The following is a 25,822-nucleotide window of genomic DNA, read 5'->3' on the forward strand; positions in this document are numbered from 1 at the left end:
TACCGGGCCACAGTCGTTTTGAGTTTTCTACGCCGTCTTGTCGCGACGCTCGCCACGTTCCGGCTTACGCGGAACGATGGTCGGAAGTACGTTGTCGTTGACGGTCTCCGCGGTGACGACCACCTTTTCGACGTCGTCACGGCTGGGGATGTCGTACATCACCGGAAGAAGAACCTCTTCCATGATGGCGCGCAGGCCACGAGCGCCGGTTCCACGCAAGATCGCCTGATCGGCGATAGCGTCGAGCGCTTCTTCGGTGAACTCGAGTTCGACGCCGTCCATGTCGAACAGGCGACGATACTGCTTGACGAGAGCGTTCTTGGGCTCCGACAAGATCTGAACGAGCGATTCCTTGTCGAGGTTGGTCACCGACGCGATCATCGGCAGTCGGCCGATGAACTCCGGAATCAGACCGAACTTGATCAAATCCTCCGGCATGACCTCGGCGAAACGATCGACCGTATCCAGTTCGGCCTTCGACCGAACCTCGGCACCGAATCCGATACCGCGCTTACCGACACGATCGGAGACGATCCGCTCGAGACCTGCGAAAGCGCCCGCGACGATGAACAGCACGTTAGTGGTGTCGATCTGAATGAATTCCTGGTGCGGATGCTTACGGCCACCCTGCGGCGGGACGCTCGCCTGCGTACCTTCGAGGATCTTCAGCAACGCCTGCTGAACACCTTCGCCGGACACGTCACGCGTGATCGACGGGTTCTCGCTCTTACGGGCGATCTTGTCCACCTCGTCGATGTAGATGATTCCGGTCTCGGCGCGCTTGACGTCGTAGTCGGCAGCCTGAATCAGCTTGAGCAGAATGTTCTCGACGTCCTCACCGACGTAACCGGCCTCGGTCAACGCCGTCGCGTCAGCGATGGCGAACGGGACGTTGAGCATCTTCGCGAGAGTCTGAGCGAGATACGTCTTGCCGCAGCCGGTGGGGCCGAGCATCAAGATGTTGGATTTCGCGAGCTCAACCGTCTCACCCCGCGCATCACGGCCCTTGTCGCCGGCCTGAATGCGCTTGTAGTGGTTGTAGACGGCCACGGCCAACGTCCGCTTGGCGGAGTCCTGACCGATGACGTAGTTCTCGAGGAATTCTCGGATCTCCGCAGGCTTGGGAAGCTCGTCGAGCTTGACCTCGCTCGATTCGGCCAATTCCTCTTCGATGATCTCGTTGCAGAGGTCGATGCACTCGTCGCAGATGTACACCCCGGGTCCTGCAATGAGCTTTTTGACCTGCTTCTGACTCTTACCGCAGAAAGAGCACTTGAGCAGATCCCCGCCGTCGCCGATGCGTGCCATCTCGTGAGGTCCCTACTTTCCATCATGTACGTGCACTCGCCGCCACTCGATCGGTCGAGACGCTCCGCAGTACTTCGGTAGTTGTCAGATCAGACAAACTGATCGAACAAATCTGGTCGAACAATCGCAGAACGCCGGTCGAGAACCAGCCCGTGAAGTGACGGTACCCGCAGATCCCGAACGGGGTCGACCTGTTCTCGGCGTTTCGCCTGCGGATAAAAAAGAAAAGAGTCGAGATTTCAGCCTGGCAAGCGCTCCACCAGGCACTTCTCGACGTGTCCGCCTCGTGTCGGGAATCGGGATACAGGTCCTCGACACGAGGCGGAAATCGACTACTTCTGTGCGCTGAGCTTCCGGTAAGCCAGCACGTCGTCGATGATGCCGTACTCCTTGGCCTGCTCGGCCGTGAGGATCTTGTCGCGATCGGTGTCGACGCGGATGGTCTCCGGATCCTTACCCGTGTGCAGCGACAGCGTGCTCTCCATGAGCCGACGCATACGCTCGATCTCCGCAGCCTGGATCTCCAGATCGGAAACCTGACCCTGGATGCCGCCCGTAGCCGGCTGGTGGATCAGAATGCGCGAGTTGGGGAGCGCGAAGCGCTTGCCCGGCGTACCGCCGGCCAGAAGCACGGCAGCTGCCGAAGCAGCCTGACCGAGGCAGACGGTGGAAATGTCGGCACGGACGTACTGCATCGTGTCGTAGATCGCCATCAGCGCGGTGAAAGAACCACCGGGCGAGTTGATGTACATCGTGATGTCGCGGTCCGGATCCTGCGATTCGAGAACCAGCAACTGCGCCATGAGGTCGTTGGCGGACACGTCGTCGACCTGCGAGCCGAGGAAGATGATGCGCTCCTCGAACAGCTTGTTGTACGGGTCGGACGTCTTGACGCCGTAGCTGGTCTGCTCCGTGAACTGGGGCAGGATGTAACGCGATTGGGGGCCCGACGGCGCCTGGCCGCCCAGCGAGTTAGCTCCGAAAAGATTGGTCATCAGTTCTCCAAAGTATGAATTGGGCAGCGAAAGGATGGGCGAACCGGCTCAGTTGCCGGTGCCGCCGGCCTGATTCGCACGGGAGACGACGTGGTCGACGAAGCCGTACTCGAGAGCTTCCTTCGCCGTGAACCAACGGTCACGATCGGAGTCCGCGGTGATCTGCTCGACCGTCTGGCCGGTGTGCTGAGCAATCAGCTCGGCCATTTCGCGCTTGGTGTGCTTGAACTGCTCGGCCATGATCGCGATGTCACTGGCGGAACCACCGATGCCGGCGGACGGCTGGTGCATCATGATGCGGGCGTGAGGCAGCGCGTAGCGCTTGCCCTTGGTGCCTGCCGAGAGCAGGAACTGACCCATCGACGCCGCAAGGCCCATGCCGAAGGTGGCGATGTCGCACTCGGCGAACTGCATCGTGTCGAAGATCGCCATACCTGCGGTCACGGATCCACCGGGCGAGTTGATGTAGAGCGAGATGTCTCGCGTCGGGTCCTCGGCCGAGAGCAGCAGGATCTGTGCGCACAGCTTGTTGGCGATGTCGTCGTCGACCTGGGTACCGAGGAAAATGATGCGCTCTCGCAGCAAGCGCTCGTACACCGAGTCGCTGAGGTTCAACCCAGCGGTCGCTGAAGTCATGGCGGGACTCTGCAAAGTCTCCAGGTGATTGGAAGTCACGGTACCTGCCTTCTATGTGGATCTACTTGTGCGGTGGATCGTCTATGCGAAACACTTCTACTGACACAGACAGTAACGAAGTAGGGCGGCACCGGAGTCCCGGTGCCGCCCTACTTCGCTCAAAGCGGAAAACTCAGTGCAGTCGATCGTGGTGAAAACACCCGTCCGCCTGCGTTTTTACTTGTCTTCGCTCTCGGCGGAATCAGACTCGTCCGCTTCGGTTTCGGCCTCACTGCTGCCGAACAGCTCTGCGGTGTCGACAACTGCGCCGGAGGTGTCCTTGACACCGGCCGACTCGACGACGGACGCGAGAGCCTTGCCACGACGGACGTCTGCGAAGACGGCGCCGAGCTGGTTGGCCTGCTGGATCTGCTGGATGAACTGCTCAGGAGCCATGCCGTAACGCTGCGCCTGGAACAGGATGCGCTCGGTGAGCTCGTCCTGACCGACGGTGACGTTGCCCGCATCGGCAATCGAGTCGAGCAAGAGCTGCGTCTTGACGGAGCGCTCAGCGGCTTCCTGTGCATCCTTGTCGAACTCTTCGCGGCTGCTGCCCTGCTCTTCGAGGAGCTTGTTCAGTGCCTCTTCGTCGTGATCGAGACCGTGAACGGCGTCGTGCAGTGCAGCGTCGACCTCAGCCTTGACGACAGCCTCCGGCAACGGAACCTCGACGGTCTCGAGCAGCTGCTCGAGAACCTTGTCGCGGATCTGACCGGCCTGCTCGACCTTGCGGACGCGTGCGACGCGCTCACGGAGGTCAGCCTTCAGTTCTTCCAGGGTGTCGAACTCGCTGGCGAGCTGAGCGAACTCGTCGTCCTCAGCCGGAAGCTCGCGCTCCTTGACCGTCTGCACGGTCACGGTGACAACAGCTTCCTTGCCTGCGTACTCGCCGGCGACCAGCGTCGACGTGAAGTCCTTGGACTCCCCCGCCTTGAGGCCGATGATGGCTTCGTCGAGGCCCTCGATGAGCTGGCCCGAACCGACCTCGTGCGACAGTCCGCTCGCGGTTGCCTCGGCAACGTTCTCGCCGTCGACGGTGGCCGACAGATCGATGGAGACGAAGTCGCCGTCCTCGACTGCGCGGTCGACGCCGGTGAGGGTGCCGAAACGCTGACGCAGCGAAAGCAGCTGCTCTTCGATGGCTTCGTCGGTGATCTCGATCGGATCGACCTCGACGTTGATGGAGCTGAAGTCAGGGAGCGCGATCTCCGGGCGCACGTCGACCTCGGCGGTGAACTCGAGGAGCTCGCCGTCTTCGATCTTGGTGACCTCGATCTCGGGCTGGCCGATGGCCTTCACGCCGGCGCTGGTGACAGCCTCGGAGTAACGCGACGGCAGAGCGTCGTTGACGACCTGCTCGAGCACCGCGCCGCGACCGACACGCGCTTCGAGGAGGCGGGCCGGAGCCTTGCCGGGACGGAAGCCGGGGAGACGAATCTGCTGCGCGAGGGCCTTGTAGGCCTTGTCGAAATCAGACTTGAGTTCCGCGAAGGGCACCTCAACGTTGATACGGACTCGCGTCGGGCTGAGCTGCTCGACGGTGCTCTTCACGAAACTTCGCTCCTTCGTCTGGTCTTGCTCACAACTTGTGTTGAATCGGTACTGCTGTCTGGCGCGGCACTTCACTCCCGGACTTACTGGAGGTGAAGTGCCATGTACGTACTTGTCGGGATGACAGGATTTGAACCTGCGACCCTCCGCTCCCAAAGCGGATGCGCTACCAAGCTGCGCTACATCCCGTTTCCGATCACATGAAACACACGATACGGCCATCCGAGGCCGCTAAGACAGCGGGCCACAAAGGCAGCCACCATCGGTGACCGCGCACAACCCTATCGCGCTCACTACTCTCTCACGAACCCGACCGCCATTTGTACACGGCCCGGCTGTCGACCCCGTCAGTATGTCATCCGACGGCAGCCACATACGGGAGCCACATACAGCCTTGCCTCAACTGCCATTCAGAGCCGGAATCAGAAGCCGCGCCTGCGGCCGAGACACCCCGACTCGCCGAGCAATTCGCCAATTCCCCAGGTGAACGACGGTCTCGAACTTCTCCGACCCCCCGATTATGAAATCCGGTGGGGCATTGGGTACAGTTTCGTATCGCAGACGACGAACACGGCGATCCCGAGTTGTCGTATGCACGGGGATGTAGCTCAATGGTAGAGCCTCAGTCTTCCAAACTGATCACGCGGGTTCGATTCCCGTCATCCCCTCCATCAGGAGGGAAACTCCACAAAAGATCCGCATCGGCCCAGCCGGTGCGGATTTTTTGTATTCCGACTTTGTCCACTCAGACCACTCCCCTGCGGTCCGTATCCTGGAGTTGTCCGGATCGATTCTGCTCGGGAGGCCACGTGACCACGATTCTTCTCATACTCGTCGTTCTGGCCGTAGTCGTATTCCTGGTCATGAAAAGCCAGCAACGCGGTTCCGGCCACAGCGCAACACAACTCGACGATGCGAAAGCCGATGCCCGGCAGTCGATCGAACGCCTCGGCGGTCAGGTCTACAACCTGACCGGCAGTGACGACGCGTCGCGCCAAGCCCTCGCCGACGCGGCCGAACGGTACAACGCCGCAGGCTCGCAGATCGATCAGGCCGCAACGCCGGTCCAAGCACGTCTCGCGAAACAGACTGCACTGGAAGGGCTTTACTACATCCGCGCGGCACGGGTGGCGATGGGCATGGATCCGGGACCGGAAGTTCCTTCCATCGACGGACAGAAGGCTGCCGGTTCGGTCACCGAAGACCGTGAGGTCGAATTCGAGGGCCGCAAGGTCGCCGCATCACCCAATCCGTCGTCGCACACACCCAACTACTACCCCGGTGGCCGAGTCGCCGGACGCCCGGTCCCGGCCGGCTGGTACTCCGAACCCTGGTGGAAGCCTGCACTCGTCGCCGGCGCCTGGGGTCTGGGTTCGATGATGCTGTTCTCGACCATGTTCTCCGGCATGGCCGGGGTTCCTTACGGCGCAGAGGCTTTCGCCCAGGGTGGCGATCCCGGCGCCGACACAGGCTCCGGTGACTCGGGAGATCAGGGTATGGACGCCGGTGATCCCGGCGCCGACCAAGGAAGTATCGACAACACGGACTACACCGCTGACGGCGGAAGCGACTGGTCTGGTGGCGACGGAGGCGGAATGGATTTCGGGGGCGGCGGGGACTTCGGCGGCTTCGACTTCTAAGCCGACTGACAGACAGGGCACCAGAACAGGTTTCGTGCCTTCATGACGGAATGCAGGATCGGTGTGCCGCACACGCGGCACGGCGATCCTGCTCTTCTGTAGACATAGGTACGCGGACGATCCTTCGCGTACGCCGGATCTCCGTTGTCGTGCTCGGCGCGAACGACGTGCATCTTCCCCCGTCTGACGCCGACTTTCATCAATTCGACTAGGTCTGCCCACATGGCGGTCCACTCGCCGTGAGAGACGAGATTCCCCGGTCGTTCAGGGTTGATTCCGTGACGAAAGAGAAGTTCGGCGCGATAGACGTTGCCGACACCCGCCAGGACCGCCTGGTCCATCAGCAGGGCGCCGATTGCCGTCTTGGACTTGGAGATTCGCAACCAGGCCTTCTCTGGATCCGCGTCGCGGCGCAGTGGGTCCGGCCCGAGTCTGGCCTCGATCGCGGCGACCTGAGGAGGTAGCAGGACTTCGCAGGCGGTGGGACCACGAAGGTCGGTGCCGAAATCGGCACCGACCATACGCATCCGGACCTGACCTACCGGTTCTTCCATCGGCAGGGCGGCGTCGGTGAACTTTCCGTACAACCCGAGGTGTACGTGAACTGTCAGACCGTTGTCGTACGTGTGCCAGAGGTGCTTTCCCCAGGCATCCGAGGACGTGAGTACGTGTCCGTCCACCAGGCGCGCGTCCTCGGCGAATCTGCCTTGCGGACTGAGGACGCGGACCGGTGAACCGACGAACTTGCGGGCATGCAACCGTGCCAGCCGGTGCAGGGTATGACCTTCAGGCACGGAACAACTTTCGGATCAGGCTTGCGGCAGAGCCGGTGCGACGCCGGTCTTCTCGTACTCGGACAGGATGTCGATACGACGCTGGTGGCGCTCTTCACCCGACCATGCGGTGGCGAGGAAAGCGTCGACGATGGCAAGCGATTCCTCGAGGGAATGCATACGTCCGCCGATGCCGATCAGCTGAGCGTTGTTGTGCTCACGTGCCAGCTTCGCCGTTTCGACGCTCCAAGCGAGGGCGCACCGTGCGCCGGGAACTTTGTTCGCTGCGATCTGCTCGCCGTTGCCACTGCCACCCAGGACGATTCCCAGGCTGCCCTCGTCGGCGACGACGCGCTTTGCGGCTTCGATGCAGAAAGCCGGGTAGTCGTCCACGGCGTCGTACTCGTGAGCACCACAGTCGATGGCCTCGTGGCCGTTCGCTTTCAGGTGTTCGATGATCTCGTTCTTACGTTCGAATCCGGCATGGTCGGCACCCAGGTATACGCGCATGGCGACAATTCTCTCAGGCCCGACCAGCCGGGCGCACCCGGGTCGACGTCACACTTTCAGGAACACGCATCGCCGCGCGAGCACACCTATCGTGGTGCCCATGTACCCCGTCAACGGCCAGGCCGCTGCACCCGCCCTTCGTATGTCACCGGGCAGTGACGCCGTTCGCCACCCGTGGGAAATCCCGCTACTCGTGCTCGCGGTACTGACGACGGTCGTCACTTATGTGGTGGCGATCGTTCTGATCGCTGCGGGTGATCTGTCGACGTGGATCCTCGTGGTGCTCGCGGCTCCGATCCTGCTGTTCCTCGCGCGAGGTCAGCTGTACGGATCGCAACAGGTCAACGGAATCAAGATGACGCCTTCACAGTTTCCGGAGGGGTATCAGCTGGTTGCCGAGGCTGCGGCACGATTCGGCATGAAAACTCCGCCGGATGCCTACGTCGTGCTGGGGAACGGACGGATCAACGCGTTCGCGTCGGGGCACGGATTTCGCCGTTTCGTCGTCGTCTACAGCGACCTGTTCGAAGTCGGTGGGCAGGCACGCGAGCCCGATGCGCTCGCATTCATCATCGGCCACGAGGTCGGCCACATCGCTGCCGGGCATGCGTCGTACTGGCGCCAGTGGGGACAGTTCGCGTCGAACTACATTCCGGTGATCGGGTCTTCGCTGTCGCGTTCCATGGAGTACACGGCGGACAACTTCGGCTTTCACATGCGTCCGCAGGGTGCACCGGGCGCGATGGGCGTCCTAGGCGCGGGAAAGTATCTGGTGGGTCTGGTCGGGTTCGACGAACTGGCCGATCGGGCGACACTCGAATCCGGGTTCTTCCCGTGGTTCGTCAACATCTTGTCGTCGCATCCGGTGCTGACCTGGCGTGCGGCTGCGCTTCGCAACCGCACGCACTCAGGGCATCTGTTCTTCCGGCCGGGTCAGCTCTACCGAAATCCGGCGCTCACTGCCGCTCAGTCGAACTGAGGATCCTCGTTGCGGGTCCGCTTGAGCTCGAAGAAGTGGGGGTAGCCGGCCAGCGCGACTGCGCCGTCCCACACCTTGCCTGCGTCCTCGCCGCGCGGGATGCGTGAGAGCACGGGGCCGAAGAACGCCACACCGTTGACATGGATCGTCGGGGTTCCGACGTCGGGTCCGACGGCGTCCATGCCCTTGTGGTGGCTCTCGCGCAGAGCCTCGTCGTACTTGTCGGTGTCGGCGGCCTCGGCCAGTTCAGGTGGCAGGCCGACCTCGGCAAGGGACGACTTGATGACGTCGGCGAAGTCCTTGTTTCCCTCGTTGTGAATCTTCGTCCCCATCGCCGTGTACAGCGGCAGCAGGATATCGTCGCCCTTCAGCTGCGCTGCAGCGATGGCGACACGGACCGGGCCCCAGGCCTTGGTCATCATCTCCCGGTACTCGTCGGGAAGGTCACGGCCCTCGTTGAGAACCGCAAGGCTCATCACGTGGAACTTGGCCTCGATGTCGCGTACCTGCTGGGCCTCGAGAATCCAGCGTGAGGTGATCCAGCACCACGGGCAGAGCGGATCGAACCAGAAGTCAGCAGTGTCCGTGGTCTTGCTCGAGGTTGCGCTCACGAAGAAACTCCCTATCAGTTCATGTCGGTCAGGTCATATCAGTTCGGGGACATACTCCCGTTCTGCCAACAATCATGAACCCGCAATCCTTCCCGCGCTTTCCCCCGAACCACCTCCCGATCGCAGTAGTGTCGAAAAGAAACGAGTACGAAGGAGTGGTTCAGTAATGAGCACCAACCGGAGATTCGTGATCGTCGGCGGCGGGCTCGCGGGCGCAAAGATCGCAGAAGCCCTGCGTGACAGAGATTTCGACGGTGAGATCACCGTATTGAGTGAAGAAGACCACCTCCCGTACGAGCGTCCGCCGCTGTCGAAAGAGTTCTTCGCAGGCAAGAAGACACTCCCCGAATTCACCGTCCACGACGGCGAGTGGTTTCGCGACCATCGCGTCGATCTTCGCCCGGGAACGACGGCAACGGCCATCGACCCCGCTGCGCACACCGTGTCACTTCCGGACGGTTCAACGATCAGCTACGACAAGCTCGCCTTGGCCACCGGTTCGCGGTCGCGGCGCCTCGACATCCCGGGGTCCGACGCCGAGGGTGTTCACTACGTGCGAACAGTCGATCAGGCCGCCGCGCTGCTGCGCACCCTGGCCGCCGACAAGAAGCTCGTCGTGGTCGGTGCCGGCTGGATCGGCCTCGAAATTGCCGCGTCGGCTCGCGGTTTCGACGTCGAGGTCACCGTGCTCGAACATGCCGGCCTTCCGCTCGAATCGACCCTCGGCCCGGAAATGGGTGAGGTCTTCGCCGCGCTGCACCGCCAGAACGGGGTGGACTTACGCACCGGCACGGACGTCACCGCAATCTCTCTCGACGGCGGTCACGCCTCGGGCGTCACTTTGAGCGATGGAACCGTGATTCCGGCCGACGCCGTGTTGATCGCTGTCGGCGCATTGCCGAACACCGAGTTGGCATCGGAGGCGGGTATCGACGTCGACAACGGGGTTCTCGTCGACGCCGGTCTGCAGAGCAGCGACCCCGACGTGGTCGCAGTGGGTGACATCGCGGCCGCACAGCATCCGATTCTGAATGCACGAATTCGGGTGGAGCACTGGGCAAACGCACTCAACCAACCCGAGACGGCCGCAGAGACCATGTTGGGACGGCCCGCCGAGTACGTCCGCATGCCGTATTTCTTCACCGATCAGTACGACCTCGGAATGGAATACGTAGGTCACGCACCGCACGGCGGCTACTCCCGTGTCGTCACTCGCGGCGACGTCGACAAGCGCGAGTTCCTGGCATTCTGGCTCGATTCCGCGAACAAGGTGCTCGCCGGCATGAACGTGAACATCTGGGATGCCGGTGACGCCATCAAGGAATTGGTCGCGTCTTCGCGTCCCGTCGATCCGGAGCGGTTGGCCGATCCGGAGATTCCGCTGGCAGAAGTGTCCGCTTGAGTGAAGTCGTTCTCTTCGTGATGGGATGGACGTAATAGATCCGCACCATCTACGAGGAGATCTTTGTGGTCGCACCGAACCTGACACGCGAAACCGCAGCGCAACGGTCAGCAATCCTGACCGTCGAGAACTACCTGATCGAACTCGATCTCACCGACGGCAAAGACGCACCCGGCGAGGAGACGTTCTCCTCGAAGACCACCGTCACGTTCACCGCCACGGCCGGAGCAAGCAGCTTCATCGACATCGTCGCGGCCAGAGTCCATTCCGCGGTCCTCAACGGCACCGCGCTCGACGTCTCCGGCTACGACGAGTCGACTGGCATCAGCCTGCCTGATCTCGCTACCGACAACGAGTTGGTCATCGAGGCCGATTGCATCTACTCCCACACCGGCGAGGGACTGCACCGATTCGTCGACCCGACCGATGACTCCGTCTACCTCTATTCACAGTTCGAGACGGCCGACGCCAAGCGCATGTTCGCGTGCTTCGATCAGCCTGATCTCAAGGCCACGTTCGACGTCCGCGTCACCGCTCCCACGTCGTGGAAGGTCATCTCCAACTCCGCGGTCGTCGAGACCCTTGCCGCCGATCCCGGCAAGCACGTCTTCAGGACCACCCCGAAGATGAGCACGTACCTGGTGGCGCTCATCGCCGGTCCCTACGCGCAGTGGACCGACAACTACTCCGACGAGCACGGCGACATCCCGCTCGGAATCTTCTGCCGCGCTTCGCTGGCCGAGTTCATGGACGAGGAGCGACTGTTCACCGAGACCAAGCAGGGATTCGACTTCTATCACCGCAACTTCGGTGTTCCCTATGCTTTCGGCAAGTACGACCAGCTCTTCGTCCCCGAATTCAATGCCGGCGCGATGGAGAATGCCGGCGCCGTGACATTCCTCGAGGACTACGTCTTCCGCTCCAAGGTGACCCGCTACTCGTACGAACGTCGTGCCGAAACGGTCCTGCACGAAATGGCGCACATGTGGTTCGGCGACCTCGTCACGATGGCGTGGTGGGACGACCTGTGGCTCAACGAGTCGTTCGCGACCTTCGCTTCGGTCCTGTGCCAGACCGAGGCCACGGAGTACACGAACGCCTGGACGACGTTCGCCAACGTCGAGAAGTCGTGGGCGTACCGCCAGGACCAGTTGCCGTCGACGCACCCGATTGCCGCGGACATTCCGGACCTGGCCGCCGTCGAGGTGAACTTCGACGGCATCACGTACGCGAAGGGCGCCAGCGTCCTCAAGCAGTTGGTGGCATACGTCGGACTCGAGCCGTTCCTCGCCGGACTGCGTGAGTACTTCCGTGAGCACGCATTCGGAAACGCAACCTTCGACGATCTGCTGGGCTCACTCGAAAAGTCCTCGGGCCGTGACCTTTCCGACTGGGGTCGGCAGTGGCTCAAGACCACCGGTTTGAACATCCTGCGCCCCGACTTCGATGTCGACGCAGACGGAAAGTTCACCCGCTTCGCCGTCCTGCAGGACGGTGCTGCACCAGGCGCCGGCGAGCGGCGAATCCACCGGATCGCCATCGGCATCTACGACGACGTCGACGGCAAGTTGGTACGAAGCCATCGCGTCGAACTCGACCTCGATGCTGTGGAAAGCACGGATGTCCCCGAACTTGTCGGCGTCGCCCGCGGTGCACTCGTGTTGGTCAACGACGACGATCTCACCTACGGCTCCGTGCGACTCGATCCCGAATCGTTGGCGACGGCGATCGAGCGGGTCGGCGACATCACCGACTCACTCCCCCGCACCCTGGTCTGGTCGGCGGCGTGGGAAATGACCCGTCAAGCCGAACTGAAGGCACGCGACTTCGTCGCGCTGGTCGAGCGCGGCATCAGTTCGGAGACCGAAGTCGGTGTGGTGCAACGTCTCTTGCTCCAAGCCCAAACCGCCATCGGCTCCTACGCAGATCCGGCCTGGGCCGAGCCCGAAGGCGCGGCGAGCTTCGCCAATCGGTTGCTCGAACTCGCACGTGAGGCAGAGGCCGGGTCCGACCACCAGCTGGCATTCGTCAACGCACTCACCGGCGCAGCACTCTCCCCGTGGCACACCGAGGTACTGCGCGAATTGCTCGACGCCGATCCCTCCACCGTTGGGCTCGACGGCCTGATCGTCGACACGGACCTGCGCTGGCGCATCGTCGGGGCACTCGCGGCCGCCGGTGAGATCGACGCCGAAGGAACCGCAACTCCATTCATCGACGCCGAAGCTCAGCGTGACCCGACCGCTGCGGGCGCTCGTCAAGCCGCGGCGGCCGCGGCCGGACGTCCGCAGGTCGCTGTCAAGGAAGAGGTCTGGGCAAAGGTCGTCGGCGACGACTCCGTGCCCAACATCACCGCGCGATCGATCATCGGCGGGTTCGCTCGCGAAGGCCAGGACGAATTGCTCGAGCCCTTCGTCTCCCGCTACTTCGCCGATATCGCGGCGGTGTGGGAACGACGCTCGAGCGAAGTGGCACAGACGGTCGTCATCGGGCTGTACCCGTCGTGGTCGATCTCGGACGAATCCGTAGCGGCAGCAGACCGGTTCCTCGAAGGCGACATCCCTCCCGCGTTGCGTCGCCTGGTCGTCGAAGGCCAGGCCGGCGTGGTTCGTTCACTCGCAGCACGAAAGTTCGACGCGAGCTGACATGCGAAAGGCCGGTGCCCGCGTCGATTCTCACGAATCGAAGCGGGCACCGGCCTGTGTCTGACAAACAGTTACGGCGCTGAAATTGCGGCTGCCATAACGCGGATGGCACTGATCAGTCCGTCGATCAGGTTGCCTTCACTGAAGGATGCAACAGCTGCCGTTGCTCCGAGCTGGGTAACACGATCGGTGACCCGATCGGCGATTGCCCGACCGCTGCGAACCTCGACGGTGCGCTGGTTGGGCGAAACGGCAATCAGGACGGAACGCTCGGCTTCGGGCGTGGTCGGGAACAATGCGTCGGCACCCGCTGCCGGATCAGAACCGAGATCACCGACGTACGCGTTGAACCGCACCTTGGTGGCCCGCGTCGCTTCGGTCATCGCGACGTCGAGCGCGACCAGATCCATGGTCTCGAACGGAAGATCGTCGGTGAACGGCTCGCCGATGCGATGCACACCGGATACGCGTCCACTGGACGTGACGACGCTGCCGACGGGCAGGTCCTCGGGCGCTACTGCGAGCGCGGTCGAATGATCACCACTTGCCACTTGCGGACCCTCCGATCAGATCAGCCGAACCGGCTTCGATTGCGTGTGCACTGCCGTGATGGCCACCGCGAACGGTGACCTCGTCGACAGCACTCCACAGCACGGGAGCGTGATCCCACGACTCACCGAGATGGAACGCCGGCGGAACCGGTCCCGGCGTCTTCTTCCCGAGGAAGGACGCAGCCGCGAAGAACGCGGTGATCAAGGCCGGAATCCCAACGTATATCAGTACTACCTCGAGAATGCTCACACCAGATAACGTAGCCCAGAACGCCAGGAAGGAAAGCGTCAGGGCCACAAATTCTCGGGCAATTTCGTTTCGGTGACGCTAGAACTCAATTCAGGCTGCGCCCACGCCGACACATTGCTCAGGCTGCGCCCACGCCGACACATAGCTCAGGCTGCGCCCACGCCGAGATAAGGCATCCACGCCGGATGCAATTCCTTGGTCGCCGCGAGCAGACGCCAGTGCGGTCCGGACGGCGGGACCAATTCCGCACGGAGGGTCCATCCGAGTTCGCTGAGCATCTTGTCGGCCTTGCGGTGATTGCAGGGGGCGCAGCACGCGACGCAGTTCTCCCACGAATGCCCGCCACCTCTGCTGCGAGGAACGACGTGGTCGATGGTTTCGGCTTTGGCTCCGCAGTACGCACATCGGAAGTGGTCACGATGCATCAGCGCGGCACGAGTCATGGGGATGCGGGCGCGATACGGAACGCGCACGTAGGTGCGCAATCGAATGACCGAGGGAACCTGCACCGACCAGTCCGCGGAATGGACTACCGGGCCCTGTTCGTCCTCGTGGACGGTATCGGCCTTGCCGCAGGCCATCAGTACGACCGCGCGCCTGGCAGGAAGGGCGGTCAGCGGCTCGTACGTGACGTTGAGCAGTAGCACCCGACGTTTCACCCACTCGGGGACTACGCGATCGGGAGGGAACATCTCGAGGTGAGAATGCTCGTCGGAAAAGAGTGGGTCGGCAGTGTGCGCGAACCCGTCAGGAACAACTTCCAGAACAGCCCCTAACGCGTGGTCGTTCCGCGCGCTAGTGGGCTGGAGTTGTCGGTGATTGCGTGCAGCATGTCGGTTCTTCATACGACCTCCGGGAGACTGCCCCCAAGTTGACCACGGATGATCGCGTTACGCACTCTCATTTCGAACAAAATTGCCAGGACGGCCGGTGAATTTCCGGTGAATGGGTACGCACTCCGACTCGATACAACCGTCGTCGACCCGGAAACCGACCACTACGGCCGTCAGGCACAATGGAACTTGCCATGAATGACGTACAGCACGACGTGCAGCAGACCTTCTACGACGCCGTCGGCGGAGCCGAGACGTTTCACAAGCTCACCGCGCGATTTTACGAAGAAGTAGCGAAGGACGAGGTTGTGCGCCCGCTCTACCCCGAGGCCGACCTCGGCCCGGCCGAGCGGCGGATGCGGATGTTCCTCGAGCAGTACTGGGGCGGACCGCACACGTACTCGGAGGAGCGTGGACACCCGCGTCTGCGGATGCGCCACAATCCATTCGTGATCGGCCCGATCGAGCGTGATGCGTGGCTGCGGTGTATGCACGTCGCCATCGCGTCCATCGACGAGAAGACTCTGAGCCCGGTGCACCGCAAGCAGTTGATCGACTACATGGAGATGGCTGCCGCGTCCATGGTGAACTCCGCTATCTGACCGTCTACCTAGCCTTCGGCCTGAACACGCGCGCGACCCGGCGGACTGCTCGTACCCCGAACGACACCGTGGGATGCAGGGGCGAACTCAAGATTGCATGCTTGCGCACGTACTCTTCGACCTCCCACTCCGACCAACTGCCCGCACGGAAGAGTGCGGCATCGCCGACACTCAGGGTTCGCTCGGCGATTCCGTCGGCCTGAACGGTGACCGACCCTTCGATGATGTGCACGATTTCGTCCGCGTGGAAGTACCAGCGGAAGCGCCCCTTCGTGCAATCCCAGACGTGTGTAGTCGTGGTCCCGTCTTTACTCGCCGACCATTGCGCCGACCGTGCAACCGGTGTGCCGAAGATTATCCAGTCGCGGTTGATCGGATCATCCTCGAGCAGTACATGATCCAAACTGACCGCTTCGATTGCCGACAAAGTCAAGGCCAAGCCCCCTTGGTTGAATTCCCGAATACTTCTCCCCCGGCAGTAACACCAAAGTTGCCACATGGTGTCACCGCGTGAATGCAAAGTACACCAAGGCTAGGTAAAGAGTCACGCTTTTGCCGTGTCCAAGTCGTGAGAGTGCCAGACGTTTGGCACTATGAACTGCTGTGAGCACCCCCGCGGATTCGTCCTCTGTAAGCCGGCCCGAAGCCCCGTGGTGGAACGAGGCGGTCTTCTATCAGATCTATCCGCGTTCTTTTGCCGATTCGGGCAGCGACGGTATCGGCGACCTCGGCGGAGTCGAGGAGAAACTCGGCTACCTCGAACTGCTCGGCATCGATGCAATCTGGTTGAGCCCGGTGATGAAGTCACCGATGGCAGACCACGGCTACGACGTCTCGGATCCTCGCGACATCGATCCCTTGTTCGGCGATCTGGCGACGATGGATTCACTGATCACGTCAGCCCACGAACGCGGAATCAAGGTCACGATGGACCTGGTCCCGAACCACACGAGTGATCAGCACGAGTGGTTCAAGGCAGCCCTGGCGTCGGCGCCCGGTTCTGCGGAGCGATCCCGTTACATCTTCCGAGACGGCAAAGGTGAGAACGGCAACGAACCGCCGAACAACTGGCCGAGCATCTTCGGCGGCCCGGCGTGGACCCGCGTCACCGAAGCCGACGGAACACCCGGCCAGTGGTACCTGCACATCTTCGCCAAGGAACAGCCCGACCTGAACTGGGACAACCCCGAGGTCTTCGACGACCTCGCCAAGACTCTGCGGTTCTGGCTCGAGCGCGGAATCGACGGATTCCGCATCGACGTGGCCCACGGAATGGCCAAGCCCGACGGTTTGCCGGACCACGACTGGGAGCTCAACGAGCTCATGCGCAATTCCGACGACGACCCGCGGTTCAACAACCCGGCAGTTCACGAAATCCACCGCGGCATCCGCAAGGTCATGGACGAGTTCCCGGAGGCGATGACCGTCGGCGAGATCTGGGTGAAGGACAACCAGAAGTTCGGCGAATACATCCGGCCAGACGAACTGCATCTCGGATTCAACTTCCGACTTGCAGAAACCGAATTCTCCGCCGAGTCCGTCCGGGAGGCCGTGGAGAACTCTCTTGCGGCCGTCGCCGAGGTCGGGGGTGTGCCCACGTGGACGCTGTCGAATCACGACGTCGAACGTGAAGTCACGCGCTACGGCGGGGGTGAGATCGGAACGCAACGCGCACGGGCGATGATCCTCGTCGAACTGGCGCTTCCGGGCGCGAGCTTCATCTACAACGGAGCCGAACTCGGCCTGCCGAACGTCGACCTGCCCGACGAGGCACTACAGGACCCGGTCTGGGAACGATCCGGACATGCCGAGCGAGGACGCGACGGCTGCCGAGTGCCCCTTCCGTGGGAAGGAAGCGAACCCCCGTTCGGATTCACCACCGGTGCGAGCACCTGGTTGCCGATGCCACGCGAGTGGTCGACACTCACGGTGGAGGCGCAGATCGAGGACGTCGACTCGATGCTCTCGCTTTATCGCGCCGCCCTCGAACTTCGTAGCGCCAGGCCGGAGTTCTCCGGCGCCGACATCGATTGGTACGGCAGTCCCCCCGGCTGCCTCGCTTTCCGTCGACGCGGTGGTCTGATCTGTGCTCTCAACACCACGGAGGTGCCGATCGCACTGCCGAGCGGGCAGCTACTGTTGAGCAGCGCACCACTCGTCGACGGTCAACTACCCGTCAACGCTGCGGCGTGGCTGATCTGAGAGAACACCGCACCCGCCACCTGAACTCCTATCGTGCGACCATCAGCGGTATCGAACCACCGCGGTGACGGTAGATCGAACCGAACCGTGCATCGAGCCGCACCCACGATCTACTCGCCCGCACCCGAACCAGTTCCGAGGCGTCGATCTGCTCGAGGTCGATGTCGGCGGTCATCGCCTCGGACCCGGCGTGCGGAACGAATCCCATTGCGGTCAAGGCAAAAACAACCCGCATCGAGATCCCGACCGTGCCGGACGGACCACTGACCTCGAGCACGTCCTGATCGAGCAACGACGCCGGCGGACCGTGACTACTTCCATGCTCCAGTGCCAAGGCGTTGCCCCGCTGCGCCAGTTCGATCAGCACCCGGGCGGGTACGTCGTCCAGGTGCTCGAAGCCGTCCATCGGCGGCAACGCCCCACGCCACGCCGAATCCATGGCGAACCCCGGATCGATCAGCTCACTTGTCGCCTGCTCCACCGCCGAGAGCAACTGATCGCCGGCAGCCGAGGTGTCGTCAGGGTTGATGGTGCCCGCCACGGTTCGCGTAGCGAGAGCGTCGAAACCCGTTGACGCCCAAACGCTCAGGTGAGCATCTCCGCGTCGACGCATCCGGATGACCGTGGACTCGTCCAAACGCAAGGCATGACCGATGAAGCCGGCCAAGTTCTTTCGCTCGGCTTCCTCGGGCACGGTCAGTACACGTTCATGCACGTTGCCAGCTCTCCAAGTACTCGCGCTCGGGCCCGCTGAGGCGACGCAAACGTTGAGTGTCGATATCGAAGGCCGCGATCTGAGTCGACGCCACGATGGACGGCGGGACACTGAGATCCGCACCGCGGGGGCGAACCTCGTACGCGATGGTGAAGTCCACCGCGCGCACCTTTTCCACCCACATGAAGACGTCGAGCGGCGAATCGTCGTGCCGCAGTTGGCCGCGGTACCGCACATGGAGATCGGCAATCACGGCCCCGTCACGCAGGGTGACCGTCGGGCGCGAGTCTTCGAACAACCAAGGAATCCGCGCCTCTTCGAGCAACGTCACCATCCGTGCGTGGTTGATGTGCTGGAAGGCATCCATGTCGGACCACCGAACCACAACTTCGGCGTGGAATCCTTCGCTCAACGTCCTACCTCCGATCGGGTGCCCATGCTGCGCACCATGCTACGAACCTGACGCGCCGCCACCGAGAGCGTCGCGAGGTCAAGCGTCCCAGACTCGAAGATCTCGACGAGAGCTGCCCTCGCCCGGCTCAGACGCGAGGCGTTGGTCGACTCCCATTCGTCGATCTTCTCCTGCGGCGACTCCCCCGGCTCGCCGCCGGCCAGAACCTCCATCGTCAGCTGCCGAAGCGAACTGTAGAGGTCGTCTCGCAACGCGAGCCTCGCGAGCGAGTGCCATCGATCGCCGCGCTCGAGTCCCGAGACCGCGCTCAGCAACCAGTCGATTCCCAGATGCGCGTCCAAGGCGTAGTACAGCTCCGCGACTTCGGTGATGTCGTGATCTGCGATGTCGGCGATATCCGCGATGTCGAGCAGGCAGTAGACATCCAGCAGTCGGAACACGTCCAGCGCCAACGCTTCCGGAGCCCCGCGATCGATCACCGATTGAGCCCGCACCAGCAGATCGTCGAGTTGATGGCCCGCAAGCAGCCCCGGGACCAGAGGTGCCGTAGCCCGATACGCCGCCGAGTAACGCGCAACCTCGGCGCCGACGGCGATCGGCTGGGGCCGATTGGCCAGGAACCACCGCGACGCGCGGTCGAGCAAGCGGCACGACTCAACGATCAACTCGTTTTCGATCTCTGCACTGACGCCCGCCGAGCGGATTCGCGACCACACCTCGTCGAGCGCAAACACCTCTCGCACAGCGGCGTAGGCACGGATCGAGTCCGTACTGCTCGCTCCGGTCTCCTCGGCCAAGCGGTAGGCGTACGTGATTCCGCCGTTGTCGATCACTTCGTTCACGAGCATCGTCGCGACGATCTGCCGCCGCAACGGGTGTGCCTTGATCTCCGTTTCGAACCGATCGCGAACAGCGGTCGGGAAGTACTGCGGGATCTGCTGGGCGAAGAAATCGTTGTCCGGCAACTCGGTTGCGAGCAGATCGTCCTTGAGTGAAAGCTTCACGTGCGCCGTCAGCGTCGCCAATTCCGGCGACGTCAGACCCACACCGGCCTCGAGTCGACGCTCGATCTCCTTGTCGGTCGGCAACGCCTCGAGTTTGCGGTCAAGGCCACGTGCCTTGGTCAGATCCGTCAACTGACGGCGGTGAACACCGAGCATCTGAGAAGCGGTCACGCGGGAGATTCCGAGCAGCGCGTTCTGAGCAATGTTGTCCGCCAACACCAGCGCCGCCACGTCGTCGGTCATCGACGCCAGCAACGGATTCCGTTCCTGCGTGGGCAGTAACTGCGAACGCACGAGCGAATCGAGAAGAATCTTGATGTTCACTTCGTGATCGGAGCAGTCGACGCCGGCCGAGTTGTCGATGGCGTCGGTGTTGATGTGACCGCCGCTGGCGCTGAACTCGATTCTTCCCAGAGCAGTGACGCCGAGGTTGCCGCCCTCCCCGATCACCTTGACCCGCAGATCTTGACCGTCGACACGCACGGCGTCGTTGCTCTTGTCGCCAACCTGCGCATTGGTCTCGGTCGACGCTTTGACGTATGTACCGATTCCGCCGTTCCACAGCAGATCCACCGGTGCCGACAGAATCGCCTGCATCAATTCCGGCGGCGAGAGCTTCGTGACCCCCTCGGCCAGACCCAGTGCGATCCGGACGCTTTCGGCGATCGGAACCGACTTGACCGTGCGGTCCCATACGCCGCCACCTTCACTGATCAGGCTCTTGTCGTAGTCGGCCCATGACGACCGTGGCAACTCGAACAGTCGTTGACGTTCGACGAACGAGCTCGCTGCATCCGGGTTCGGATCGAGGAAGATGTGTCGATGATCGAACGCGCCCACCAGACGGATGTGCCGACTGAGGAGCATTCCGTTGCCGAACACGTCTCCGCTCATGTCGCCGACGCCTACCGTCGTGAAATCCTGCGTCTGCGTGTCGACCCCGAGTTCGCGGAAGTGCCGCTTGACGCTTTCCCAGGCGCCGCGAGCGGTGATACCCATGCCCTTGTGGTCGTATCCCACGGAGCCACCGGAGGCAAACGCGTCGCCGAGCCAGAAGTCGTACTTGGCGGCAACCGAATTGGCGAGATCCGAGAACGTCGCCGTGCCCTTGTCCGCGGCGACCACCAGGTAGCGATCCTGATCGTCCTTGCACACCACTCGATCCGGCGTCACAACTTCGCCGGTAGCCGCGTGCACGTTGTCGGTGATGTCGAGCAATCCGGAGATGAACGTGGTGTAGCAGGCCTTGCCGGTTTCCAGCGTCGCCATTCGATCAACGGCCGGATCGCCCGTCGGCAGAGGCGGATTCTTCACGACGAAGCCGCCCTTGGCGCCGACCGGCACGATCACCGCGTTCTTGACGGCCTGAGCCTTCACCAAGCCGAGCACCTCGGTGCGGAAATCCTCGCGCCGGTCGGACCAGCGGAGCCCGCCGCGCGCGACTGCGCCGAATCGCAGGTGGACGCCTTCGACCTCGGGTGAGTACACGTAGATCTCGAAAGCCGGCCGCGGCTTGGGCAACTCGCTGATCCGTGAGGGATCGAGCTTGACCGACAGGTAGTCGCGAGAGCGGCCATCGGCGTCGACGACGTAGAAATTGGTACGCAAGGTCGCCTTCACCAAGGAGAACATTCCACGCAGAATGCGATCGGCATCCAAGCTGAGTACCTCGTCGATGGACGCACGCAACTGCTCGTCCAATTCGGCGACGCGAATGTCGTCCTGCTTCTCGGGGTCGAACATCGCCTCGAACAACTGCACCAATGCAAACGCGGTCTGCGGGTGTGTAAGCGCGATTCCTTCGATGTGGAACTGACTGTATGGAAATGTGGCCTGGCGCAGATACTTTGCGTAAGCACGCAGCACCACGGCTTGCCGCCAGGACATTCCGGCCCGCAGCACCAACTCGTTGAATCGGTCAGCTTCGGCCCGGCCGAACCAGACTGCACCGAATGCAGCCGTGAATCGCTTCTGGACCTCGGTCAGCGGGGCGGTACTGGTCTCGAGCGGCACCTGCGCATCGAGGTCGATCTCGACCGACGCCCGAAGATCCGCCGGTACCGACAATCCGAAATCGTAGATCCAGCACTGAACGCCGTCGAGTCGCTGCACGACGTGCGGCCGCTCGTCGAGAACTTCGACGCCGAGTGACTGCAGCACCGGTAGCACCTGGCTCAACGAGATACCGTCGCCGCCGACGAAGAGCGTGAAGCGCCAGGCACCGGGCGCGGAGTCCACAGCACGATAGAGCAGTACGTCGATCGCGCCTGGCGCCAACGCCTCGAGTCGGGCGATGTCGGCCAACGCGCGTGACGGTTCGAAGTCCTCCTTGTATCCATCGGGAAGCACCCGCGAATACCGCTGCACCAGTTCCGGATCCACACCCGGACTTTCACGAACAAGGTCGTTGATGCGGTCGTCCCAGCTACGACTGACTTCGGTCAACAGAGCCTGAACTCGCTCGCGGTTGACCTCGGAGACATCCAGATGAACCGGCTCACTGTCCGGATCGCGCCGGATCGTCACGTGCAACAGCGCAAGATCGTTCTCGGTAACCCGGGCGGTGTAATCGACTGTGCCTGGTCCGAATTCGCGCCACAGCAGGTTTTGCATCGCCAGTCGCACCCGCGTCGTGTACCGGTCGCGGGGTAGGTACACCAAGCAGGACACGAAGCGTCCGAACGTGTCCTCGCGGACAAAGAGTCGCACCTGTCGACGCAGCCCGATGCTGTGCACGGCGTGGACGGTCTCGAACAAGGTCTCGGCGTCGCTCGAGAACAACTCGGTGCGTGGGAACGACTGGATGACCTCGAGCATCGCCTGACCGGAGTACGAATGCAGGTCGACACCGGCACGCGCGATGACTTCGCGGACGCGGCGCTCGATCAGAGGAATCGCGAGGACGTTCTCGTGGAGTGCGACCACGGTGAACACACCCAGGAATCTGTGCTCCCCCACGATGTTTCCCTCGTCGTCGAGGATCGAGACACCCACGAAGTACGGGTAGACAGCGCGGTGCACCGTGGCGGGGAACGATCCCTGCGTCAGGACCAGAAGCGGTCGATCCGGGAGATCTGCGACGGGAGGCAAACTCATCGGGCCTTCGGTGACCGCGTCGGAGCGCAGCACGCCGAGCCCGCTGCCGGCTACCGTGCGTGAACCGTCCTTCGTACCCTCGAATCGCCGGTATCCGAGCACGGCATAGTTTCCGTCCGCCATCCACCGCAGCAGCCGAGCGGTGTCGGAGAATTCTTCGGGGGTGATCCTCCCGGAGGCAGTTTCTGCGGCACTCTCCAACTCGTCGGCAACGCGCAGTTGCAATGCCTTCATGTCCGGGGTGTCACCAACCACCTGGCGGACGTCTGCGAGCACCTTGCCGAGGTGTGCTTCGATCGCGTCGAGAGCGGAATCCTCGACTTCGGAGTCCAACTGGACGTGCATCCAGGATTCTTGGATACCGCTGTCGCCCAAGGACATCAGATTGCCCGAGTCATCGCGTTCAACCGTCAGGATCGGATGGGCGAATTGACTGATTCCCACACCTTGTCGGTTGAGCATCGCGGTAACGGACTCGACGAGCAACGACATGTCGTCGGTGACGATCTGGACGGCAGCGCCGAGACCCTCGGATCCTGACGGGCGGTACACACGCCATACGGCCGTGCCCGGGGTCCGCTGCCTCCCGAGCGCAAGATGCGCGAGCAGGACTCGATCCGATCGACCGTTGATGACGTCGTCGCTGTCACCCTCGTCGATATGCGTGAAAAAGGCCTCGCGAAGACGCGTCAACAACGTCGCTTCGTCGAGGCCTGTGCCCTGCTGCCGTACACGGTCTGTCATTCCTGGCTCACATCCTTGTGGGTTCTGATCGCCGCGACCAATCTCTGACTCGAGACTAGCCGCGGCAACCAGTACCTAGGGTGAACTGAGAAACGAAATCTACGATGTCGTCATCTGAACAAGCGATGCTTCGAGCACCGCGCGTTCGCTGTCCGCCAGCGGTCTGGACTTTTCGGACACCGTGTCGAATCCGACCATCAACGCGTCGCCGAAAGCGCATTCGACACCCGCGTTGTCACGGATGACGTGCCGAACCGTGAACGAGGAAGTCCCGACGTGAGTCGTGAAGATCTCCACATTCAAGGGACCGGACCGATCGGTGACCGGCTTGAGGAACTCGACGGTCATCTTTCGAACCACGAGGTATCCCGGCCGGCCGCCGAGCGGCGCCAGTTTCGCTTCCAGGAACTGGATGCGCGCTTCCTGCATGTACTCGACGTAACGCGTGTTGTTGACGTGACCCAACCGGTCGGAATCGCCCCACCGGACCTGGATCTGCGCTGTGTATACGTCGGACACCGGATCAGTCCCTGGTGAGCTTGCGGTGAGTCACGCGGTGCGGGCGTGCGGCGTCGGGGCCGAGTCGCTCGACCTTGTTCGCCTCGTAGCCCTCGAAGTTGCCCTCGTACCAGTACCAAGCTGCCTCGTTGTCGCCGAAGCCACCTTCCCACGCGAGGATGTGGGTACAAGTCCGGTCCAGGAACCAGCGATCGTGCGAGATCACGACGGCGCAGCCGGGGAACTCTTCGAGAGCGTTCTCCAGCGAGCCGAGGGTTTCGACGTCGAGGTCGTTGGTGGGCTCATCGAGCAGGATCAGGTTGCCGCCCTGCTTGAGCGTCATCGCCAGGTTCAGGCGGTTGCGCTCACCACCGGAGAGGACGCCGGCCGGCTTCTGCTGATCGTGACCCTTGAAACCGAACGAGCTGATGTACGCACGCGAGGGAAACTCGGTCTGGCCGACGACGATGAAATCGAGCCCGTCCGACACGGTCTCCCAGACCGTCTTCTTGGGGTCGATTCCGGAACGGTTCTGGTCGACGTAGCTCAGCTTGACCGTCTGACCGATCTTGACCTCACCGGCGTCAGGCTCCTCGAGACCGACGATGGTCTTGAACAGCGTCGTCTTACCGACGCCGTTGGGGCCGATGACGCCGACAATTCCGTTGCGCGGCAACGTGAACGAGAGATCCTTGATCAGAACGCGACCGTCGAAGCCCTTGTCGAGGTTCGAGACCTCCACGACCACGTCACCCAGGCGCGGCGGTGCCGGGATCTGGATCTCGTCGAAGTCGAGCTTGCGCGTCTTCTCGGCTTCGTTCGCCATTTCCTCGTAGCGATCGAGACGAGCCTTGTTCTTGGCCTGGCGGGCCTTGGCGCCGGAACGAACCCATGCGAGCTCGTCCTTGAGGCGCTTCTGCAGCTTCTGATCCTTCTTGCCGGCAACTTCGAGGCGTGCAGCCTTCTGCTCCAGGTAGGTGGAGTAGTTGCCCTCGTACGGGTACAGGCGTCCGCGGTCGACTTCACAGATCCACTGCGCGACGTGATCGAGGAAGTAGCGATCGTGAGTCACGGCGAGGATTGCGCCGGGGTAAGCAGCGAGATGCTGCTCGAGCCACAGGACAGATTCGGCGTCGAGGTGGTTGGTGGGCTCATCGAGGAGCAGGAGGTCGGGCTTGCTCAGCAGCAGCTTGCAGAGCGCAACGCGTCGCTTCTCACCACCGGAGAGGTGGGTGACCATCTCTTCCGGCGGGGGGCAGCGCAGGGCGTCCATAGCCTGCTCGAGCTGCGAGTCGATCTCCCACGCATCTGCGTGATCGAGCTTCTCCTGCAGCTCGCCCATCTCTTCCATGAGCTCGTCGGAGTAATCCGTAGCCATCAGCTCGGCGATCTCGTTGTACCGCTTGAGCTGGACCATCGTCTCTCCGAGACCGTCCTCGACGTTCTCGCGAACAGTCTTGGTCTCGTCGAGCTCCGGCTCCTGCATGAGGATGCCGACGGTCGCGCCCGGAGCCAGGAATGCCTCGCCGTTGCCCGGCTGGTCCAGTCCGGCCATGATCTTGAGGATGCTGGATTTACCAGCGCCGTTCGGTCCGACGACACCGATCTTCGCGCCGGGGTAAAAGCTCATCGTGACGTCATCGAGGATGACCTTGTCACCGTGCGCCTTGCGCACCTTCTTCATCGTGTAAATGAACTCAGCCATGACCGCCAGCCTATCGGTGTTTGCCCTATAACCCACATTGCGCGTTGGCCGTCACTCCGATGCGGGTTCTGCGGACAGTCCGAGGTCATCGACCAGATTCACCGACATGCTCATCGACCCC

General features: G+C 62.5%; 22 protein-coding genes and 2 tRNA genes. 7 read left to right on the forward strand and 17 right to left on the reverse strand.

The window, feature by feature from the left end; translation table 11 throughout:
* Positions 1-27 precede the first annotated feature (27 nt).
* The 5 genes from clpX to KTR60_RS18060 form a co-directional block, all read right to left on the reverse strand.
* Positions 28-1,308, reverse strand: a complete 1,281-nt coding sequence (gene clpX / locus KTR60_RS18040) for an ATP-dependent Clp protease ATP-binding subunit ClpX (RefSeq protein ID WP_003944582.1) — start codon at positions 1,306-1,308, stop codon at positions 28-30.
* A 332-nt stretch (positions 1,309-1,640) separates the two neighbouring features.
* Positions 1,641-2,303, reverse strand: a complete 663-nt coding sequence (locus tag KTR60_RS18045; RefSeq protein WP_003944539.1) for an ATP-dependent Clp protease proteolytic subunit — start codon at positions 2,301-2,303, stop codon at positions 1,641-1,643.
* A gap of 48 nt (positions 2,304-2,351) precedes the next feature.
* A complete protein-coding gene (locus tag KTR60_RS18050; RefSeq protein WP_007730960.1) occupies positions 2,352-2,939 on the reverse strand; it encodes an ATP-dependent Clp protease proteolytic subunit in 588 nt (195 codons plus the stop codon).
* A gap of 216 nt (positions 2,940-3,155) precedes the next feature.
* Positions 3,156-4,529, reverse strand: a complete 1,374-nt coding sequence (tig, locus tag KTR60_RS18055; RefSeq protein WP_228401108.1) for a trigger factor — start codon at positions 4,527-4,529, stop codon at positions 3,156-3,158.
* Positions 4,530-4,644: 115 nt separating this feature from the next.
* A tRNA-Pro gene (locus tag KTR60_RS18060) sits at positions 4,645-4,718 on the reverse strand.
* 408 nt (positions 4,719-5,126) lie between these two features.
* On the opposite strand from KTR60_RS18060, the gene KTR60_RS18065 reads away from it, so the two are divergent.
* Together KTR60_RS18065 and KTR60_RS18070 are read left to right on the forward strand one after the other, a co-directional pair.
* Positions 5,127-5,200, forward strand: a tRNA-Gly gene (locus tag KTR60_RS18065).
* A gap of 192 nt (positions 5,201-5,392) precedes the next feature.
* Positions 5,393-6,169: a hypothetical protein gene (locus KTR60_RS18070; RefSeq protein WP_047270838.1), complete on the forward strand. Its 777-nt coding sequence runs from the start codon at positions 5,393-5,395 to the stop codon at positions 6,167-6,169.
* Here the strand turns inward: KTR60_RS18070 and KTR60_RS18075 are convergent.
* Positions 6,166-6,963 carry an Fpg/Nei family DNA glycosylase gene (locus KTR60_RS18075; RefSeq protein WP_003944531.1) on the reverse strand — a complete coding sequence of 266 codons (798 nt, stop codon included), beginning with the start codon at positions 6,961-6,963 and terminating at the stop codon, positions 6,166-6,168. The genes KTR60_RS18070 and KTR60_RS18075 overlap by 4 nt on opposite strands.
* 15 nt (positions 6,964-6,978) lie before the next feature.
* Entirely contained in the window at positions 6,979-7,452 is a 474-nt protein-coding gene (locus KTR60_RS18080; RefSeq protein WP_003944571.1) for a ribose-5-phosphate isomerase, read from the reverse strand.
* A 142-nt stretch (positions 7,453-7,594) separates the two neighbouring features.
* Between KTR60_RS18080 and KTR60_RS18085 the strand changes: the two genes are divergently transcribed.
* Complete coding sequence (locus tag KTR60_RS18085) at positions 7,595-8,431, forward strand: M48 family metallopeptidase (protein ID WP_228232720.1); 837 nt, start codon at positions 7,595-7,597, stop codon at positions 8,429-8,431.
* On the opposite strand, the gene KTR60_RS18090 is transcribed toward KTR60_RS18085, so the two are convergent.
* Complete coding sequence (locus tag KTR60_RS18090; RefSeq protein WP_007730951.1) at positions 8,419-9,042, reverse strand: DsbA family oxidoreductase; 624 nt, start codon at positions 9,040-9,042, stop codon at positions 8,419-8,421. The genes KTR60_RS18085 and KTR60_RS18090 overlap by 13 nt on opposite strands.
* Before the next feature lie 166 nt (positions 9,043-9,208).
* Between KTR60_RS18090 and KTR60_RS18095 the strand changes: the two genes are divergently transcribed.
* Together KTR60_RS18095 and pepN are read left to right on the forward strand one after the other, a co-directional pair.
* Positions 9,209-10,444 carry an NAD(P)/FAD-dependent oxidoreductase gene (locus KTR60_RS18095; RefSeq protein WP_030536647.1) on the forward strand — a complete coding sequence of 412 codons (1,236 nt, stop codon included), beginning with the start codon at positions 9,209-9,211 and terminating at the stop codon, positions 10,442-10,444.
* Positions 10,445-10,509: 65 nt separating this feature from the next.
* Complete coding sequence (pepN, locus tag KTR60_RS18100; RefSeq protein WP_228401109.1) at positions 10,510-13,089, forward strand: aminopeptidase N; 2,580 nt, start codon at positions 10,510-10,512, stop codon at positions 13,087-13,089.
* A 71-nt stretch (positions 13,090-13,160) separates the two neighbouring features.
* Here the strand turns inward: pepN and KTR60_RS18105 are convergent, their stop codons facing one another.
* From KTR60_RS18105 to KTR60_RS18115, 3 genes are all read right to left on the reverse strand, one after another.
* Complete coding sequence (locus KTR60_RS18105) at positions 13,161-13,640, reverse strand: DUF5130 domain-containing protein (RefSeq protein ID WP_003944512.1); 480 nt, start codon at positions 13,638-13,640, stop codon at positions 13,161-13,163.
* A complete protein-coding gene (locus tag KTR60_RS18110) occupies positions 13,627-13,890 on the reverse strand; it encodes a hypothetical protein (protein ID WP_007730943.1) in 264 nt (87 codons plus the stop codon). Before KTR60_RS18110 ends, KTR60_RS18105 begins: the two co-directional genes overlap by 14 nt.
* A gap of 146 nt (positions 13,891-14,036) precedes the next feature.
* Positions 14,037-14,735: an HNH endonuclease gene (locus KTR60_RS18115; RefSeq protein ID WP_003944465.1), complete on the reverse strand. Its 699-nt coding sequence runs from the start codon at positions 14,733-14,735 to the stop codon at positions 14,037-14,039.
* A gap of 182 nt (positions 14,736-14,917) precedes the next feature.
* Here KTR60_RS18115 and KTR60_RS18120 point away from each other — a divergent pair, with 182 nt between their 5' ends.
* Positions 14,918-15,325, forward strand: coding sequence for a globin (locus KTR60_RS18120; protein ID WP_003944464.1), 408 nt, complete (start codon positions 14,918-14,920; stop codon positions 15,323-15,325).
* Positions 15,326-15,329: 4 nt separating this feature from the next.
* Here the strand turns inward: KTR60_RS18120 and KTR60_RS18125 are convergent, their stop codons facing one another.
* Complete coding sequence (locus tag KTR60_RS18125) at positions 15,330-15,758, reverse strand: cupin domain-containing protein (RefSeq protein WP_228401110.1); 429 nt, start codon at positions 15,756-15,758, stop codon at positions 15,330-15,332.
* 170 nt (positions 15,759-15,928) lie between these two features.
* Between KTR60_RS18125 and KTR60_RS18130 the strand changes: the two genes are divergently transcribed.
* Positions 15,929-17,527: a glycoside hydrolase family 13 protein gene (locus KTR60_RS18130; RefSeq protein WP_030536650.1), complete on the forward strand. Its 1,599-nt coding sequence runs from the start codon at positions 15,929-15,931 to the stop codon at positions 17,525-17,527.
* A gap of 28 nt (positions 17,528-17,555) precedes the next feature.
* On the opposite strand, the gene KTR60_RS18135 is transcribed toward KTR60_RS18130, so the two are convergent.
* The 5 genes from KTR60_RS18135 to ettA form a co-directional block, all read right to left on the reverse strand.
* A complete protein-coding gene (locus KTR60_RS18135; RefSeq protein WP_228401111.1) occupies positions 17,556-18,242 on the reverse strand; it encodes a hypothetical protein in 687 nt (228 codons plus the stop codon).
* Positions 18,235-18,609, reverse strand: coding sequence for an acyl-CoA thioesterase (locus KTR60_RS18140; RefSeq protein ID WP_042450296.1), 375 nt, complete (start codon positions 18,607-18,609; stop codon positions 18,235-18,237). The genes KTR60_RS18135 and KTR60_RS18140 overlap by 8 nt, the downstream gene beginning before the upstream one ends.
* A gap of 41 nt (positions 18,610-18,650) precedes the next feature.
* Positions 18,651-23,498, reverse strand: coding sequence for an NAD-glutamate dehydrogenase (locus tag KTR60_RS18145; RefSeq protein ID WP_228401112.1), 4,848 nt, complete (start codon positions 23,496-23,498; stop codon positions 18,651-18,653).
* A 99-nt stretch (positions 23,499-23,597) separates the two neighbouring features.
* Positions 23,598-24,017 (reverse strand): acyl-CoA thioesterase, encoded by a 420-nt coding sequence (locus tag KTR60_RS18150; RefSeq protein ID WP_003944475.1) that lies wholly within the window; start codon positions 24,015-24,017, stop codon positions 23,598-23,600.
* 4 nt (positions 24,018-24,021) lie between these two features.
* Positions 24,022-25,701 (reverse strand): energy-dependent translational throttle protein EttA, encoded by a 1,680-nt coding sequence (gene ettA, locus KTR60_RS18155; protein ID WP_007730925.1) that lies wholly within the window; start codon positions 25,699-25,701, stop codon positions 24,022-24,024.
* Between the last annotated feature and the right edge of the window lie 121 nt (positions 25,702-25,822).

It is taken from the genome of Rhodococcus sp. C1 (assembly GCF_020809065.1).
Taxonomy (GTDB): domain Bacteria; phylum Actinomycetota; class Actinomycetes; order Mycobacteriales; family Mycobacteriaceae; genus Rhodococcus_F; species Rhodococcus_F qingshengii.

Bases quoted from the DNA above. Each gene is read 5' to 3' on its own strand.
- clpX (WP_003944582.1), bottom strand. From the start codon at position 1,308: ATGGCACGCATCGGCGACGGCGGGGATCTGCTCAAGTGCTCTTTCTGC.
- KTR60_RS18045 (WP_003944539.1), bottom strand. From the start codon at position 2,303: ATGACCAATCTTTTCGGAGCTAACTCGCTGGGCGGCCAGGCGCCGTCG.
- KTR60_RS18050 (WP_007730960.1), bottom strand. From the start codon at position 2,939: ATGACTTCAGCGACCGCTGGGTTGAACCTCAGCGACTCGGTGTACGAG.
- KTR60_RS18070 (WP_047270838.1), top strand. From the start codon at position 5,393: ATGAAAAGCCAGCAACGCGGTTCCGGCCACAGCGCAACACAACTCGAC.
- KTR60_RS18080 (WP_003944571.1), bottom strand. From the start codon at position 7,452: ATGCGCGTATACCTGGGTGCCGACCATGCCGGATTCGAACGTAAGAAC.
- KTR60_RS18085 (WP_228232720.1), top strand. From the start codon at position 7,595: ATGTCACCGGGCAGTGACGCCGTTCGCCACCCGTGGGAAATCCCGCTA.
- KTR60_RS18095 (WP_030536647.1), top strand. From the start codon at position 9,209: ATGAGCACCAACCGGAGATTCGTGATCGTCGGCGGCGGGCTCGCGGGC.
- KTR60_RS18115 (WP_003944465.1), bottom strand. From the start codon at position 14,735: ATGAAGAACCGACATGCTGCACGCAATCACCGACAACTCCAGCCCACT.
- KTR60_RS18120 (WP_003944464.1), top strand. From the start codon at position 14,918: ATGAATGACGTACAGCACGACGTGCAGCAGACCTTCTACGACGCCGTC.
- KTR60_RS18140 (WP_042450296.1), bottom strand. From the start codon at position 18,609: ATGGATGCCTTCCAGCACATCAACCACGCACGGATGGTGACGTTGCTC.
- KTR60_RS18145 (WP_228401112.1), bottom strand. From the start codon at position 23,498: ATGACAGACCGTGTACGGCAGCAGGGCACAGGCCTCGACGAAGCGACG.
- ettA (WP_007730925.1), bottom strand. From the start codon at position 25,701: ATGGCTGAGTTCATTTACACGATGAAGAAGGTGCGCAAGGCGCACGGT.